At 69.9% G+C, this 15,257-nt stretch carries 18 protein-coding genes and 1 pseudogene; 12 read left to right on the forward strand and 7 right to left on the reverse strand.

Going from position 1 to position 15,257, the window contains the following annotated elements; all coding sequences use genetic code 11:
* Nucleotides 1-23: 23 nt before the first annotated feature.
* From IEZ15_RS37615 to IEZ15_RS37645, 7 genes are all read right to left on the reverse strand, one after another.
* The gene (locus IEZ15_RS37615; protein ID WP_189281438.1) at nt 24-1,013 is read right to left on the reverse strand and encodes an ornithine cyclodeaminase; all 990 of its coding nucleotides are present in this window, start codon (nt 1,011-1,013) and stop codon (nt 24-26) included.
* Nucleotides 1,010-2,032 (reverse strand): dihydrodipicolinate synthase family protein, encoded by a 1,023-nt coding sequence (locus tag IEZ15_RS37620; RefSeq protein WP_229846380.1) that lies wholly within the window; start codon nt 2,030-2,032, stop codon nt 1,010-1,012. The genes IEZ15_RS37615 and IEZ15_RS37620 overlap by 4 nt, the downstream gene beginning before the upstream one ends.
* Nucleotides 2,033-2,195: 163 nt before the next feature.
* Nucleotides 2,196-2,945, reverse strand: a complete 750-nt coding sequence (locus IEZ15_RS37625; RefSeq protein WP_189281440.1) for an SDR family oxidoreductase — start codon at nt 2,943-2,945, stop codon at nt 2,196-2,198.
* The gene (locus IEZ15_RS37630; protein WP_189281443.1) at nt 2,942-3,841 is read right to left on the reverse strand and encodes a VOC family protein; all 900 of its coding nucleotides are present in this window, start codon (nt 3,839-3,841) and stop codon (nt 2,942-2,944) included. The genes IEZ15_RS37625 and IEZ15_RS37630 overlap by 4 nt, the downstream gene beginning before the upstream one ends.
* Nucleotides 3,838-4,122: a hypothetical protein gene (locus tag IEZ15_RS37635; protein WP_189281445.1), complete on the reverse strand. Its 285-nt coding sequence runs from the start codon at nt 4,120-4,122 to the stop codon at nt 3,838-3,840. Before IEZ15_RS37635 ends, IEZ15_RS37630 begins: the two co-directional genes overlap by 4 nt.
* Nucleotides 4,094-4,615: an aromatic-ring-hydroxylating dioxygenase subunit beta gene (locus IEZ15_RS37640; protein ID WP_189281448.1), complete on the reverse strand. Its 522-nt coding sequence runs from the start codon at nt 4,613-4,615 to the stop codon at nt 4,094-4,096. Before IEZ15_RS37640 ends, IEZ15_RS37635 begins: the two co-directional genes overlap by 29 nt.
* Nucleotides 4,612-5,964, reverse strand: coding sequence for an aromatic ring-hydroxylating oxygenase subunit alpha (locus IEZ15_RS37645; protein ID WP_189281451.1), 1,353 nt, complete (start codon nt 5,962-5,964; stop codon nt 4,612-4,614). The genes IEZ15_RS37640 and IEZ15_RS37645 overlap by 4 nt, the downstream gene beginning before the upstream one ends.
* A 251-nt stretch (nt 5,965-6,215) precedes the next feature.
* Here IEZ15_RS37645 and IEZ15_RS37650 point away from each other — a divergent pair, with 251 nt between their 5' ends.
* The 12 genes and pseudogenes from IEZ15_RS37650 (at nt 6,216) to IEZ15_RS37690 (ending at nt 14,761) form a co-directional block, all read left to right on the forward strand.
* Nucleotides 6,216-6,905: a GntR family transcriptional regulator gene (locus IEZ15_RS37650; RefSeq protein WP_189281453.1), complete on the forward strand. Its 690-nt coding sequence runs from the start codon at nt 6,216-6,218 to the stop codon at nt 6,903-6,905.
* A gap of 37 nt (nt 6,906-6,942) precedes the next feature.
* Entirely contained in the window at nt 6,943-7,794 is an 852-nt protein-coding gene (locus IEZ15_RS37655) for a polysaccharide deacetylase family protein (RefSeq protein WP_189281455.1), read from the forward strand.
* 5 nt (nt 7,795-7,799) lie between these two features.
* Nucleotides 7,800-8,117, forward strand: a complete 318-nt coding sequence (locus tag IEZ15_RS37660) for a 2Fe-2S iron-sulfur cluster-binding protein (RefSeq protein WP_189281477.1) — start codon at nt 7,800-7,802, stop codon at nt 8,115-8,117.
* Nucleotides 8,118-8,204: 87 nt separating this feature from the next.
* A complete protein-coding gene (locus IEZ15_RS37665; RefSeq protein WP_189281457.1) occupies nt 8,205-9,425 on the forward strand; it encodes an NAD(P)/FAD-dependent oxidoreductase in 1,221 nt (406 codons plus the stop codon).
* An 80-nt stretch (nt 9,426-9,505) separates the two neighbouring features.
* Complete coding sequence (locus tag IEZ15_RS37670; protein ID WP_189281459.1) at nt 9,506-10,975, forward strand: amidase; 1,470 nt, start codon at nt 9,506-9,508, stop codon at nt 10,973-10,975.
* Nucleotides 10,976-11,137: 162 nt separating this feature from the next.
* Nucleotides 11,138-12,775, forward strand: a complete 1,638-nt coding sequence (locus IEZ15_RS37675; protein WP_189281461.1) for a CocE/NonD family hydrolase — start codon at nt 11,138-11,140, stop codon at nt 12,773-12,775.
* Nucleotides 12,776-12,877: 102 nt separating this feature from the next.
* Complete coding sequence (locus IEZ15_RS47390) at nt 12,878-13,192, forward strand: transposase (protein WP_373302710.1); 315 nt, start codon at nt 12,878-12,880, stop codon at nt 13,190-13,192.
* A gap of 20 nt (nt 13,193-13,212) precedes the next feature.
* Nucleotides 13,213-13,367 (forward strand): annotated as a pseudogene (locus IEZ15_RS47395) (IS701 family transposase); the annotation flags it as partial.
* Between the two features lie 42 nt (nt 13,368-13,409).
* Nucleotides 13,410-14,051: a hypothetical protein gene (locus IEZ15_RS47400; RefSeq protein ID WP_373302711.1), complete on the forward strand. Its 642-nt coding sequence runs from the start codon at nt 13,410-13,412 to the stop codon at nt 14,049-14,051.
* A 26-nt stretch (nt 14,052-14,077) separates the two neighbouring features.
* A complete protein-coding gene (locus IEZ15_RS37685; RefSeq protein ID WP_189281463.1) occupies nt 14,078-14,266 on the forward strand; it encodes a hypothetical protein in 189 nt (62 codons plus the stop codon).
* Nucleotides 14,263-14,418, forward strand: a complete 156-nt coding sequence (locus IEZ15_RS45665) for a hypothetical protein (protein WP_229846381.1) — start codon at nt 14,263-14,265, stop codon at nt 14,416-14,418. The genes IEZ15_RS37685 and IEZ15_RS45665 overlap by 4 nt, the downstream gene beginning before the upstream one ends.
* 25 nt (nt 14,419-14,443) lie before the next feature.
* The gene (locus tag IEZ15_RS37690; protein WP_229846382.1) at nt 14,444-14,761 is read left to right on the forward strand and encodes an arsenate reductase/protein-tyrosine-phosphatase family protein; all 318 of its coding nucleotides are present in this window, start codon (nt 14,444-14,446) and stop codon (nt 14,759-14,761) included.
* Nucleotides 14,762-15,257: the final 496 nt, after the last annotated feature.

Genomic DNA, 15,257 nt, shown 5'->3' on the forward strand with positions numbered 1-15,257 from the left:
GCGGATACGGGGCTGCGTCGGGCTCAGAGGTTCTGCTTGCGGGACATCGCCGGCTGGACGAGCCGGCCCCGCTCCTGCTGCTCGGCCCGGCGGAGGATGTGCAGCGCGAGCACGACGTCCTGCTCGGGGCTGCCGATGGACTTGAACACTGCGGTCCTGTCGTCGGCCGCTGTCGGCGGGACCTCAAGGGCGGTACCGAGAAGCAGCGCGCGGGCCGAATCGAAGCCGAACCGGTCGCGCGCCTCGATGAGGTCGCCGGATTCGTGCAGGGCATCGGTCGTGTCGATGAGCACCACGCCTGCGGAGGTGAACACGTCTCCGGCCGCTTCGCGCTGGTCCGGAGCGGTGGAGCCGATGGAGGCCAGGACCGGCAGTCCTTCGATGTCCTGCGCCCGGTAGACCACCGGCCCGTTGGACGCCGTGGCCGAGTAGGCGATGTGAGCGTCCTTGACCGCGGCGCGGACCGAGTCCACCGCGACGACCTTCAGGCCGAGCTCGGTGGCCATGTCGGCGGCGAAGGCCTCCCGATTGGCCGGGTTGCGGCTGGTGACTCGGGCCTCACCGATGTCGGTGACGGCTGCGAGCGCGCGCAGCCCGGCACGGGCCTCGGCGCCGGAGCCGATGACCGCGACGGTGGCGTCCCCCGAGCCGCGGTGCAGGGCCTGGACGCCGAGGGCGGCGGTGGCGGCTGTGCGCAGGGTGGTCAGTGCGGCGGCATCCACGACGCCGAGCGGCGCGCCGTCCTCCGTGCTGAAGAGATGGCAGGCGTAGTGGACGCCGTCACCGATCCAGTGGAACTGCTTGTAGCCGAAGACGCCCAGGTCGGGCAGGGCCACGACCAGGAACCGGGTCCCGGACTCACCCTGGTCCCAGTCCACCTGGACCCGCCCGGTGACGACCCGGCCGGGTACGGCGGCCGCGAGGGCCGCCTCGCGGGCCGCCGCCAGCGCGTCCTGCTGCGTGACCAGTGCGGTGACGTCCGGGCCGTCGACCATCCGCATCAGGCCGCTCATGCGGGGTTCCGGCCGAGGAAGAAGTCGAAGTCGGTACCGGGTGCGATGGGCAGTCCGGCCGCGCGGAGGCCACCGCGCAGGGCCCGCATCTGGTCGTCCTCCAGCCGCATCTGCGGGAAGCGCAGCGGGCCGCCGTTGAAGCCGTTGAGCCAGCCCTGATACTTCCACTGCATCCGGTGCACTATTCCGGCGCCGGCCACGGCCTTGCCGCCGACTCCGGCCGCGACCTGGCGGGCGGGGTGCATCCGCCAGTAGAGCTCCATCGCCTCGTCGAACCGAGCCGGGTCCTGGAGCAGCGAGAACATCCTGGGGACTTCAGGGCCGAAGTACTCGTAGTTGGAAGTGCCCATCCAGGACATCCCGAAGGACGCGGTCCAGGCCGCGGCGTTCATCTCCATAGGGTCGGTGACCAGGACCCTGTCGCGGAAGCGCTGGAACACCTGCGCGGTGCCGGCCACGCCGGGGTCGCCGATCTCGTTCTTGATCGCGACGATATTGGGGATGGTGTCGACCATCTGCTCCATCCACTCGACCGCGAACCCGGAGGGGTGCAGTCGGCCGAAGTTCCACATGTCGAGGGCGAAGACCACCAGCCCCATCGAGGTGGAGTCGGCGACGGCCTTGGTGAAGGCGATGACCTCCTCGGGGGACTCGGGGTAGAAGGTCAACGGGTAGGACAGCAGGACCAGGTCCACACCCGCCTTCTCGGCGTCCTGGACCAGGGCGATCGTGTCGGCCAGCGTGGGCTCCGACGCCTGCAAGACGGTGACCAGGTCGTCCCCGGCCTCGTCGACGACGATGTCGATGAAACGGCGGTACTCCTGCGGCGTGGTGCCGCACTCGGAGACCAGCAGGGCGCCGGAGAAGCCGAGTTCGCGTTCGAGGGCGGCGTCGTGCCGGATCGCGGCCTCGTTGAGGTCGGACAGGTCTCCGGTCATCGTCGGCATCAGGCAGCCGGCGACGCCACGAAGCTCGGACATCGCCCAGGCACGGGCCTCGCCGGGCTGGAACTTGGACACGGGTACTCCTTGGTGAGAGGTGGTGGTGAAAGAGGGGTTCGGGGACGGTCGCCGAGAGGTCGACGCCGGTGTGCGGCTGCCGCAGTGCGGTCGCCGGGTGCGGACCGGGGCACAAGCCGGTCGTCGGCACGAGGAAGCAGGCGCTGGTGGGGCTGGTGCGGGCCTAGGCCCGCAGACCGAGGCCGCCGTCGATGCGCAGGATCTCCCCGGTCAGGCCGGCGGCCCCGGGTGAGGCGAGGAACAGATAGCTCTGCGCGACCTGGTCGGCGTCGAGCGCGATGCCGAGCGGGTTCATCGCCCGCACAGCGGCGAGGATGTCCTCGGGGTCGTCGAACACGGACTCGGTGCCGCCCCCGGGCAGTGCGGCACGCAGCCCGGTGACGACGCCGCCGGGTGCCACGCCGTTGACGCGGACCGCGGGGGCCAGTTCGTGGCCGAGCGCGCGGACAACGCCGGTCAACGCGCTCTTGGACGCCGCGTAGACCGGACCGGCCCCGACACCCACGTGGGTGAACGCGGCGTCGGACAGGGTCACCACGATGCATCCGCGGCTTGCCTTCAGGGCCTCCGCTGCGGCCTGGGCCGCCAGCAGCACACCGGTCACGTTGACGGCCAGCACCGTGGCCGCCAGGTCGGCGAGTTCCTCGGGCGCCAGGTCGAGCAGACCGCGGCCGCCGTCGTGGACTCCGGCGTTGGCCACCAGGATGTCGAGCCGTCCGTGCGCGTCCAGGGTGTGGGCGACGGCGCGGCGGTGGGCCTCGGGGTCGCGGACGTCGCCGATCACGTCGCCGTCGGTCCGGTCGAGAGTGACGACCAGGGCGCCGTGCTCGCGGTAGAGGCGCGCCACCGCCGCGCCGATCCCCGATCCGCCGCCGGTGATCAGCGCCACCCGTCCGCGGAGGAGCCCATTCACGGCCGGCTCCGCAGGTAGGGGTCGGGCGCGCCGAGCATCAGGGCCATCCCCTCCTCCGTCGGATCGCCGGTGCCCCAGATGTTGTCCTGCTCGGGATCGTCCATCGGCCAGACCTTGGCCGCACGGGGCTCGTCCTCGTCGAAGACCTCCAGCCCGGAGGTGTACTCCAGGACCAGGCCGCTGGGGTCGGCGAAGTAGGAGAATACGTTGTCGCCGGGGCCATGCCGCCCCGGCCCCCACACGGGATTGCTGCCGCGGTGCTGGAGCCGGGAACCGGACCGCATGACACCGTCGATGGAACCCACCTCGAAGGCGATGTGGTTCAGCGAGGTGTGCTCGGCGGCGCCGAGCGCGAGCGAGTGGTGGTAGCGGTTGCAACGCAGGAACGCCATGTAGTCGCCGTAGCGGTCGGAGACCTCGAAGCCGAACAACTCCTGGTAGAGGTCGGCGGTTCCTTCCAGGTCCGGGGTGTTCAGCACGACGTGGCTGATCAGCATCGGCCGGTCCAGGAAAGGAACATGGGGGGCAGGCTCCGCTCGGGTCGGCCGGGTCTCGGCCACCTCAAGCATCAGGCCGTACCCGTCCAGACAGCGCATCCGGTAGACGCCCTCGGCGTCGAGCCCAGGCTCGTGCACGAGGGGCATCCCGAGCCGCTGCACCCGGGCGGCCACGGCGTCCACGTCCGCGCGATCGGCTGCGGCGAACGACACGTGATCGATCCCCGCCGCCGGCCCCTCGGCCACGGTGACCAGCGGCCGCGTGTCAACGGTGCCCCGGAACTCGCCGGCCCCGACCGGGATCAACCCCCAGGACTCCTCCAGGAAGGTCGCGGTGCGCTCGGCCTGCGGCATCCGCAGCGCGACATGGCGGATGGCACGGACTCGCCTGTCCTTCATCGGTACTCCTTTCCGGTGTCGGCCGTGCTGGTCGTGTCGTCTTCCTTGATGACGAGGGTGAGTATCCGGGAGAGCTGGTCGGGCCTGAGCCGGGAGATGGCGTCCAGTGCCATCGGGTCCAGCAGCACCTTTCGGTCGCGCCGCCTCGAATGCAGCTCGATGCGGTACGAGTTGCCGACGCGGACCCGGCGCAGTCGGATGTCGGCGAACTCGTTGGCGATCCGCAGCTCCGGCTCCTGGCTGCCGTCCGGCTCAGTAGACGGGGATGAGCTGGCTGGCATGCGGCACCTCCACGTCCAGGTAGACGGTGCGGCTCGCCAGGACGAAGCCGTCCCGGGCGCTGCCCCGCAGGAGGTCGTGCCGGCCCGCGCTGGCGAGCGTGGTCGGCTCGCTGGTGCGCGAGCGGGCCACCAGCACGTTGCTGCGGACGATCCACTCATCCGGCCGTTCTCCTGGGCCGACCCGGACGTTGGAGACGAAGTGCCGCAGGAAGTGTCGCGGCCGGTCCGCCCAGGCGTAGTCGGAGGCCAGCCGCTCGAAGCGGAAGCGCAGCGATCCCTTGGACTCCAGGGAGAGCGGCATCGACCTGCTGTACTGCTCGGCGTAGGGGCTCTCCGGGGTCACCGGGAGGGGGATCTCGTACTGGAAGTCGTCGGCGAGAACGGCGAGCCAGTCCTCATACCGGGCCTCGTCCAGTGCGGCGGACTCCTCGTGGAGGAACTGCGTGACCGCGAAGACCATCTCCACCGGCACCGGGTCCGGACGGGCGCTCACGGCTTCTCCCCCTTCATGGCGCGCAGCCAGGCCCCGTAGAAGGCGCGGTGGGTGCGCTCGCTGTGGTCGTGCGGCGCGGACTCCCCCGGACCCGGCCAGTCGTCCGGCTCGACCGGAAGGCCAAGACCCATCGAGTAGTCGAGGGTCGAGCCCTGGGCCACCACGCCACGTCCGGTCGCGGAGACCGAGGCGAAGTTGTCGAAGTCGTCGCCCTCGAACAGGACGGCGGCCGCGCCATGGGTGCGGACGCAGGCGAGAACCGAGCGCTGCTTCCACTCCGGGGTGGCATCGCGCGGGACCAGGAGGATGTTCACCATCTCCGTCGTCTCGGCGTCGACCGGCATCGCCATCCGGAAGATCAGGAACGAGGTGTTGTCGGGCTCGTCCCCGGTGTAGGTGATCGCGGTGAAGATGAAGGAGAGGTTGGGGAACAGGTTCCCGTGGACGACGTCGGCGTTGTCCAGGACCTGGAGCATCTCCGGCGTCGCGTTGGCCACGAAGTCGGCCCGCAGTCCGTCCGACATCCCCCAGTACGGCGGGCCGCCGACCTCGGGCGGCATGTAGCCGATGCGGGCGGTGTGGCCCTGCGGCGTCCAGACGACCCGGCCGTGCGGCTTGCCGCCGCTGCCGTCGTCGTCGTCCTCGCCGAAGAGCCCGGCCTCAATGGGCGTGCGGTGGGTGTACGGCAGGTGGTAGCCGTCGCCCCCGAAGTTCTCGCAGCTGATCTTCCAGTTGCCGCTGGTGAGATAGCGCTGCGGCGGGCCGGCCACCTCCCAGCCACCGCTCGCAGTGCCCAGCAGCATGTCCAGGTACCAGGCAATGTCGCCCAGGAACTCGGCGAGCGGGGGTGCCTCGGGGTCCCAGGTGGCGAACACCAGGCCCTGGTGCACCCCGACCCGCGCCTGCTTGAGCGGGTGGTCGGCGCGGTCGAACCCGGGCCCGTAGGCCTTGCGCGCCTCTGGTGCGCCGCGCAGCCGGCCGGTGTTGTCGAACGTCCAGGCGTGGTAAGGGCACATGAAGTGCGAGGTGTTGCCGGAGGTGGCCTTGCACAGCAGCGTGCCCCGGTGGCTGCACGCGTTGCGCAGCACCCGGACCTCGCCCTGCTCGTCGCGAGTGACGATGACCTGGTCCCGGCCCATGCGGCGGGTGATGTAGTCCCCAGGCTCGGCGATCTCGCTCTCGTGGCCGACGAACAGCCACGCGGTGGTGAAGATCCGTTCCAGTTCGGCGTCGAGTACGGCCGGGTGGTTCATGACCGCCTGCGGCACCCGACCGAAGTCGGGTGAGAAGAGGTCGAGGATATCGGCGACGATCAAACCTGCGGCGTCGCGCAGCTCCCTTGTCGTCATCGGGACTCCCGATCTGTGAGGGTTCGATGCGGGCTTGCCGAGGGCCTGGTACGCATCGCGTCGGCCAGCTGTCGGCAAGTTCCACGTATCTTGCATGCATCATCCGTGCGAGGCAAGGGATCGAGCGGATCCTCCCGAACAAGCGCGAATCCGCAGCTCTGAACTGCCACTTCATGCCGAGCTGCGGATCGCCGGCCCCTTATCGTGCCGTCGATATTGCGTTGCCGACATCATCCATATACCTTCCATGCATGTCACCGCAGCGAAGCCTCAAGCCCACGCCCAGAACCAGGCGGGCCACCCCCGCGGACGACGGGCCGAGCGCCAGCGAAAGGGCTTACGCCCACATCCGTGCCCGGCTGTTCGACGGTACGTTCACCGGGAACATGATGCTCAGCGAGGGTGACATCGCCGAGGAGTTGGCGATCAGCCGCACTCCGGTGCACGAGGCGCTGCTGCGTTGCGAGTTCGAAGGCCACATCCGGCTCTATCCGAAGCGCGGCGCACTGGTACTACCGGTCAGCGCGAAGGAGATCCAGGACGTCCTGGTGACCCGCCGACTGATCGAGGTCCACGCCGCCGACCTGGCCGCGCAGTCCCGCGAACTCGGTCCTGGGCTACTCGCCCAGGTCGACACCCAGGCGGATCTGCTCCACCGGGAACTCGACGAGGAGTTCTCCACTGCCGACGACGCTTTCCACAAGCAGATCATCCAGGCCACCGGCAACGGTCTGCTCGACCGCGCCTATGCCATGGCGCGCGACGTCCCACTGCGCGTCGGCAACAGCAACCTGCGCCGCCACCCGGAACGGGTGGCCCAGCTCATCGCCGAACACCGCGCGATCGCCCAGGCCATCGCTGACGGCGACCCCGCCGCCGCACGCGCAGCCGTCGAGCACCACCTGGACATGGCGATGAAGAGCCTGCTGCGGGCGATCTGATCACTCACCAGTCCGACCCTATTGAAGGAGCACCACCATGTGGCCTGACAACGCCAAGGTAGCCGTGGGGCTGACCATAGATTTCGACGCCGAGGAACTGTGGCTGCACGAGTCCGGGGGCGTGAACGTCGGCAAGCCCGGCGTCCTCTCCCAGGGCACGTACGGCGGCCGCGTCGCCGTACCCGAGCTGCTGAAGATGCTGGACCGGCACGGCGTCCAGGCGACCTTCTTCGTGCCCGGCCGGGTCGCCGAGCACTGGCCCGACCGGGTCCGCGACATCGTCGCCGCAGGCCACGAGCTCGCCAACCACGGGTACACGCACGCCTCGCCGACCAAGATGACCCGCGAGCAGGAGAAGCGGGAGCTTGTCCGCGGCCACGAGGTGCTGTCCGGCTTCGGTGCCGAGATCACCGGCTACCGCGCGCCCTCACTCGAACTCACCGTGCACACCCTGGACTTGCTGGAAGAGCTCGGGTACCGCTACAGCAGCAACATGATGGCCGACGTCCGGCCGTACTGGCACGAGGGCACCAGCGTGCTGGAGATCCCGACCTCCTGGCCGACCAACGACTCGGTGCACTGGTGGTTCGACACCGAGAGCTGGAACAAGAAGATCAGCACCAGCGAGGAGGTCCGCTCGATCTGGAGCGAGGAGTACTACGGCATCCGCGACCTGGGCGGTGCCTGCGTCTACACCACCCACCCGCAGATCATCGGCCGGCCGATGCGGCTGCGCTTCCTCGACTCCTACCTCGAGTTCCTCACCTCGCAGGACGACGCCTGGTTCGCCCCGCTCAACGCCATGACCGATCACCTCGCCAAGACCGGCTACTCGGTCAGCTCCGATCACGTCCAAAGGGCGCGCGAGCTGACCATCGTCGAGGCGTGAGCGCCATGACCGGACGGGTCCTGGTGACCGGCGCCGACGGCTCCCGCACAGAGCTGGCGGTGCGGAGCGGAGCCCGTCTCATGCCCTCGCTCAAGGCCGCCGAGCTGGGCGTGCTCGGGCTGTGCGGCGGAAACGCCGCCTGCGGAACGTGCCACGTGTACGTCGACGCACCATGGCACGACCGGCTTCCCGCCCCGGACGCGGACGAGGCCGACATGCTCGACGACCTCGACTCGCGCCGGATCGACTCCCGGCTGGCCTGCCAGCTGCGCTTCACCGAGCAACTGGACGGGCTCGGGCTCACCGTCGCGCCGCATCTCTGACGGCTCCTTCGACGGTTCCTTCAACGGCCGCTTCCACCGGTCCACGTCGCCGCTTCACCACCACCTCCCACCTTTGAGGGGACAGCCATGCCCGGACACCGGATCGTCGTCGTCGGCGCGTCACTCGCCGGCGTCCACGCGGCGGAGGAGCTCCGCGCCGCCGGATACGACGGAGACGTCGTGCTCCTCGGCGCAGAGGAGGGTCTGCCCTACGACAGGCCTCCGCTGTCGAAGAAGTTCCTGGCCGGACCGGCTGCCGAGGAGACCCTGCTCCGCTCACCGGAGCAGTTCGCGGAGCTCGGGATCGAGCTGGTGGCGGGGCACCGAGCCATCGGGCTGGACACGGTGCGGCAACGGATCGCTCTTGCCGAAGGCGAGGCAGTCGAGTACGACGGCCTCGTAATCGCGACCGGATCCCGGGCCCGGCGGCCGCGCTTCCTCGACGGCCTCGGCGGTGTGCACACCCTGCGCACTCTGCAGGACGCCCGCTCGCTGCGGGCGGCCTTCACCGGCTCGCCGAGGGTCGCGGTCCTCGGCGGCGGGTTCATCGGCGCCGAGGTCGCAGCGACGGCCAGGGGCCTTGGGCTCGACGTCACCCTGGTCGAGGCCTTGGAGACGCCGCTCGCGGCGTCTCTGGGTCCGACCATAGGCGGCGTCCTGGCCGCAGCCCACAACGACCGCGGCGTCCAGGTCGCTTGCGGCGTCCCGCTGGACCGGGTCGAAGGCGATGGCCGGGTCGAGCGGCTGGTCCTCGCCGACGGAACCCGCATCGACGCGGACCTACTCGTCGTCGGCGTCGGCGCGGAGCCGGTCACCGACTGGCTCCGGACCTCCGGGCTGGCGCTACGCGACGGAGTGCTCTGCGACAGCTACTGCGCGACCGCTGTCCCGCGCATCATGGCGGCCGGGGACGTGGCACGCTGGCAACACCCCCGGCTGGGCGAAGTCCGCGCCGAGCACCACGCCAACGCCGTGGAACAGGGGGCGGCAGCCGCCCGCAACCTGCTCGCCTCCCCCGCGGAACGCCAGCCGTACGCGCCGGTCGGCTACGTCTGGTCCGACCAGTACGAGCACCGGCTCCAGATCATCGGAACCTGCCGCCCGAGCGACGAGTTGGTGATCGTCCACGGTTCGCTCGAAGCGCGCGCTTTCGTCGCCTGCTACCTCCGTGACGGGCAGATCAGCGGTGCCGTCGGGCTCGACGCCCGGCGACAACTGATGCGGATGCGCCCGCTGATCGACGCCGGGGCCGACCGGGAGGCCCTGCTCGCGGCCGTGGGCCCGGCACCAGCCGCAGCCAACGGCTGACTACCGCGAACCCCGGTGCCGCACGGCCGGGAAGCCGCAGACCGAACACACCTGTCCGACACCCCCTGGGGGGACTCTCCATGACCAACGCAAGCGCGAACCCGCTGACCCACCTGAGCGCCACCGAACTCGCCCGGCTGATCCGCCGCCGCGTGGTCAGCAGCCGTGAGGTCACCCAGGCCCACCTCGACCAGATCGAACGCCTCAACCCGGCGATCAACGCCGTGGTCACCGTCGTTCCCGAACTCGCCCTGACCTCTGCCGACCGCGCGGACACGGCGCTCATCAGCACCGGCCCGCTCGGTCCCCTCCACGGACTCCCCGTCGTCCACAAGGACCTCCTCGACACAGCCGGCATCCGCACCACCTACGGATCCACGATCTACGCCGACCACGTACCGCCGATGAACGCACTCATCGTCGAACGCATGGCCCGCGCCGGCGCGGTGACCCTCGGCAAGACCAACACCCCCGAATTCGGCACCGGCTCCCACACCGTCAACCGCCTCTTCGGCGCCACTCGCAACCCCTACGACCTCACCCGCAGTGCGGGCGGCAGCAGCGGCGGATCCGCAGCGGCTCTCGCCGCCCGACTGGCACCGCTGACCACCGGCACCGACATGGGCGGCTCGCTCCGCAACCCGGCCGGCTTCTGCAACGTCGTGGGCTTCCGCCCCAGCCCCGGCCTCGTCCCGGCCTCGCCGTCGAGCACCGCCTGGTGCACGCTCGCCGTCGACGGCCCGATGGCCCGCACCGTCCAGGACATCGTGCTGATGCTCCGCGCCGTCGCCGGCCACGACGCCCGCAGCCCCCTCTCCTGGCCCGGTGCCATAGGCGACTTCGCACCCGACCTGGCACCCGACGCGCCGTCACTCGCGGGCATGCGGGTCGCCTGGGGCACGAATCTCGGCGGCCTTCCCGTCGACCGCCAGGTCACCGACATCCTGAGCAAGCAAGGCCTGGCCACCCTCGAATCCCTGGGCTGCCACATCACGGACGACGAACCCGACTTCAGCGGTGCCGAGGAGTCGTTCCGCGTCCAGCGGGCCTGGTACTACGCGACCTGGTTCGAGGAGGAGTACCGCGACCATCGGGACGAGCTCGGCCCGGAGACCCGGTGGAACGTCGAATGCGGACTCGCCCTCACCGGCCGGGACCTCGCCACCGCCGAAGCCGCACGCAGTCTGCTGTTCCAGTGCATGGCAGCGTTCTTCCAGAGGTACGACGTACTGGCCCTGCCCGTCAGCCAACTGCCACCGTTCCCGGTGGAAGAGGCCTGGCCCAGCGAGATCGACGGAGTCCGCCAGGAGACCTACCTCGACTGGATGCGCTCGGCTTACTTCATCAGCGCCTGCAGCCTACCCGCCATCTCGGTTCCCTGCGGCTTCACACCACAAGGCCTTCCCGTCGGCATCCAACTCGTGGGCGCTCCGGGCGCCGACGCACAACTCCTCAGAATCGCCCACGCATTCGAGACCGCCAACGGATCGGCACGCCACCTCCCGGGAAGCCAACCCAACGCTTCGACCTCAGCCCTGCGCGGCGTGTAGGAACCACCAGGGCCAACGGGGCCAACGGGGAGCGGAGCACCCGGATCACGGGGCCCTGGCCTGCGCCCTTCGGCGTTGTACAACATCGATCTACCACCACTGATTACGGTCGGCGGCGCGAGCGCGCCTACGCCCCGGGCCACCCAACAGTTAGGGGAAGTCATGTCCTTGGAGTTCACTCGGATCACCGCCGCGCCAGTACCGTCGACTGCGCGCCAGTCCATGGTGCGGATGCGCGACGGGGTGCGCCTGGCCACCGACGTCTACCTCCCCGAGGGCGACGGGCCGGTGCCGGCGGTCCTGGTCCGCCTGCCCTACGACAAGAACAGCCGCTTCGTCTTCATGGACACGACCGCCGAGCGCGTCACCGCCCGCGGCTACGCACTCGTGGTCCAGGACGTTCGTGGCAAGTTCCGTTCCGAGGGTGCGACTTCGGCGTGGAACGGCGAGGTCAACGATGGCTACGACTCCATCGAGTGGATCGTCAACCAGGAGTGGTCGGACGGCGTCGTCGGCATGTTCGGCGACTCCTACTACGGGTTCACCCAATGGTCGGCAGTGGCCAGCCAGCACCCCGCGCTGCGCGCCATCGTCCCCCGGGTCACCTCCACGGGCTGGGCACCGCACGTGATGAACCCCGGCGACCCGTCGATCCGGCGCGTCCCATGGATGGAGGGGGCCTTCTACCTCGCGTCGCACTGGGTGGACCGCGACACCTACGAATACCAGCCCGACTACTCGACGCGGCCGCTGCGCGACGCCTTCGAGCCGGTGTTCGAGGCCATCGGTGCCCGCTCGGTTGCCTTCGACCTGACCGTGCCGCACGCGATCCCGGTGGATGCCTACGGCACCGTCCACCCGTACGACGCGCGCCCGGTGCCCGTGCTGCACTGCGTGGGCTGGTACGATAACATCGGATCCGCCCAGATGTACGACTACACGCAGCTCGCGAAGCGCCCCGGCTGGGCGGCCGTCCAGTACCTGTCAGCGGACAGCAGCGATCACAACGGAATCTCCCTTGAGGGCGCGCCCCTCCCTGCGGACCACGTCCACAGCGAAGAGGTCCTCGACCTCCGAATGGACAGCTACATCGGTCCCGCCCTCGACTTCTACGATGTCTTCCTCAAGGGCATCAAGTCCCCGGACAGCCTGCCCAAGGTGAGCTGGCACCTGGGCCACGTCGGCTGGCGAACCTCCGAGGTATGGCCCCCCAAGGGCGCGCGGACCGTATCGCTCTTCCTCAGCGACGCCCAGGCCGCGACGGGCGCGGCCCCCGGCGGCACCCTGAGCAAGCAGCCTGACGCGTCCAGCGTCGACTGGCGTTACGACCCCGAGGCGCTGATCCCCTCCGCCCTGCCCATGACCTGGGTGCAGCTGCAATACCACCCGGACGAGCGGGCCACCGCCGACCGCGACGACGTGCTGCTGTTCACCGCCCCCACGCGCACCGAACCGCTGGACCTGGCCGGCCCCGTCGAGCTGAAACTAGACGTGCAGAGCACCGCGCCCACCTTCGACGTGCTCGCCAAGCTCCTCGACGTCGCCCCCGACGGCTCCGCCCACATGATCGTGCGCGGCGACGCCCAAGGCACCGGCCACGGCGAGCTGCGCCTCGACCTCGGCCACACCGGCTACCGCGTCCGCCCCGGCCACCGGCTCGCCCTGGTGATCGCCAGCAGCGACTTCCCGCTGTACGTCCCCAACTCCGGCACCGACGAGAACCCTTGGCTGGCCACCCTGCGTAAGCCGAGCACCCAGACCCTGCGCGCCGGCTCGCTCAGCATCACCGTGCTCGACTAATACTCCAGTCTGACTTTGCGATCTTGTGGCCGTACCCGGCTGGGAACGGGTACGGCCACCGCGTGATCATCGGTTGGTGTGTGGGCAAACGAAGATCGTGCGGTGGCCGCGGGCCATAGCGTAGACCCTGCCCGCTGGCGGGAGATGTTCGACCGGGCCATGGCTCGGATCGCGGGCCGCTTCGGCCGAATTGAACCGAGGGCGAGTGCCCGTGCCTATCTGCTCGGGCTGTTGTCGAAGGCGGAGCGGAAGAACTGCTGGCAGCTGGCCGAACAGGCCGGCCTGGCCCGGCCGGGGCCGATACAGCGGCTGCTGCGCTACGCACGCTGGGACGCCGACGCCGTCCGCGACGATGTCCGTGCCTACGCCGTCGAACACCTCGGTGCCGATGCCGCGGTGCTGATGCCGCGGTGCTGATCGTGGACGAGACCGGCTTCGTGAAGAAGGGCCATGCCTCGGCGGGCGTACAGCGCCAGTACACCGGCACCGCCGGACGCATCGAGAACTCCAGGTCGGCGTCTTCCTCGCCTACGCCACCAGCCAGGGACGGGCACTGATCGACCGCCGCCTCTACCTGCCCGAGCAGTCCTGGTGCACCGATCCCGAACGCCGCCGGGCGGCCGGGATCCCCGACATGGCCGTCGCCTGCTCGATGCGGGTGCGGATCAACCAGGGCCGCACCGCCGTTCGCGCGGACACCGTCGCCGAGCGGCTGCCCGCCACCGCCTGGCAGCCGCACAGCGCCGGCCCCGGTGCGAAGGGCCCGCGCCACTACGACTGGGCCTGGATCCACATCGGCACCGACGACCACCGCCACCTGCTCATCCGCCGCAACCGCACCACCGGGATACTGGCCTTCCATCTGTGCTGGTCACCCATCGCGGTCACCCTTGCGGAGCTGGTACGCGTCGCCGGTGTCCGCTGGAGTGCTGAGGAGTGCTTCCAGGCCGCCAAGGGCCAGGTCGGACTCGACCACTACCAGGTTCGCAACTGGACCTCGTGGCACCGGCACATCACGCTCGCCCTGGCCTTCCTAACCGCCCTCGCCACCGACGCGGCATCCAAGAGGTCAACCGGTCCGCACCACCCGGCTCGCGACAGCGAACCGATCTCCCTGACCGCCCCGGAGATCCGCCACCTGTTCACCCTCGTCTTCAGCCCGTCGGCCGTGACCGCTGCCAGGCTGCTGCACTGGTCAATCTGGCGCAGACGCCACCAGGCAACAGCCCGACACAGCCACTACCGACGACGATCCGCCGACGAACCTGCTGGATAGGCGCGACCGGAGCGGTTCGCAGCGAGATGTCCGACGGCCGGATCACCGTCATACCCGACGAGGCCCGGCCCTACCTCCAGTCAGGCGTCCTCGACGCCGAACGCGCCGAGATCCAGCAGGCCGCCGCCATGGTCCGCAAGACCCGCCAGGGCTTCCTCGGCATGCCCCGCATCCCTCAGCCCCTGCCCGACCTGCGACCGGAGCGACCCGCATGACCCCGACCGACCCCGCCGTCCAGGCGATGCTGGAAGGCCGACGAGCCGATACCGGCCGACGCCGCCAGCGCGTCCTCGCCGCCCTGGCCGAAGCCGCGAAGGACGGCTCCGAGACCAGCGTCGCGGCGATCGCCCGGCGCGCGGGGCGGTGACGCTGTCGAAGTACGGTCTGCCGGCATCCGCGATTGGCACGTAGGCCGCGGTGCCCACCCCGTCATGATCGAGGTTGCGGCCGAGCACGGTTACGACTTGAGCGGCCATCGTGGGGTCCAGGTCAGCGAGGGCCTCCTCGCTTGGGCGGACGTGGTGCTTGCCATGGACGCCAGGATCCTGGAGGCCCTGCGGGACTTGGCCGGTCGGAAGTCTGGTCCGGAACTGAAGCTCTACCTGGGCGACAATGACGTCCCCGACCCGTGGGAGAAGCCACGCGAGGCGTTCACCGAGTGTGTGACTGCGGTCGAAGCCGGCGCGCACCAGCACCTGGCACGGACGTAGATGGCCGTGGGCGGCTCTTGCCGCCGGGCAGTTCGCTCAGATATGGCCGCCGACCGACTGGGTCGGTGGCCATATCGCTGCCCGATGTGGTCCGGGGTGGGGCGCGGAGCGCTGCCGAGGCGCGGCCCGTTGCGGCAGGAGGAGGAGGTTCCCCGTCGCTCGCTGTTGATGCGGCTCTGTGTTCGCTACTGCGCACTGCCCATCGCCGACCGCCGGCCGTCGGGTTACTGCACACGGCAGCATCCTCGTCCTCGCCCACAACCACGACTGGGTTGAGTCCCTTCGCCGGGCCAGGTCTTCCGGGGCGCGATTCTGCTGAGGGCCAACCTGATCGGGCCCGCACCGCCCCGCAGCAGTTTCGGGCAAGACCGTTTGCCGGACGTGCCCGAAGCTGGGCGTTTCCCCTTGATCGTGGACACCCTGATCATTGGATCGTGAAGATCCATAGGACAGGAGTTCCCGTTGGGGACATCGAAGTACTCGCCTGAGTTCCGGG

The organism is Streptomyces atratus (assembly GCF_014648655.1).
GTDB lineage: Bacteria > Actinomycetota > Actinomycetes > Streptomycetales > Streptomycetaceae > Streptomyces > Streptomyces atratus.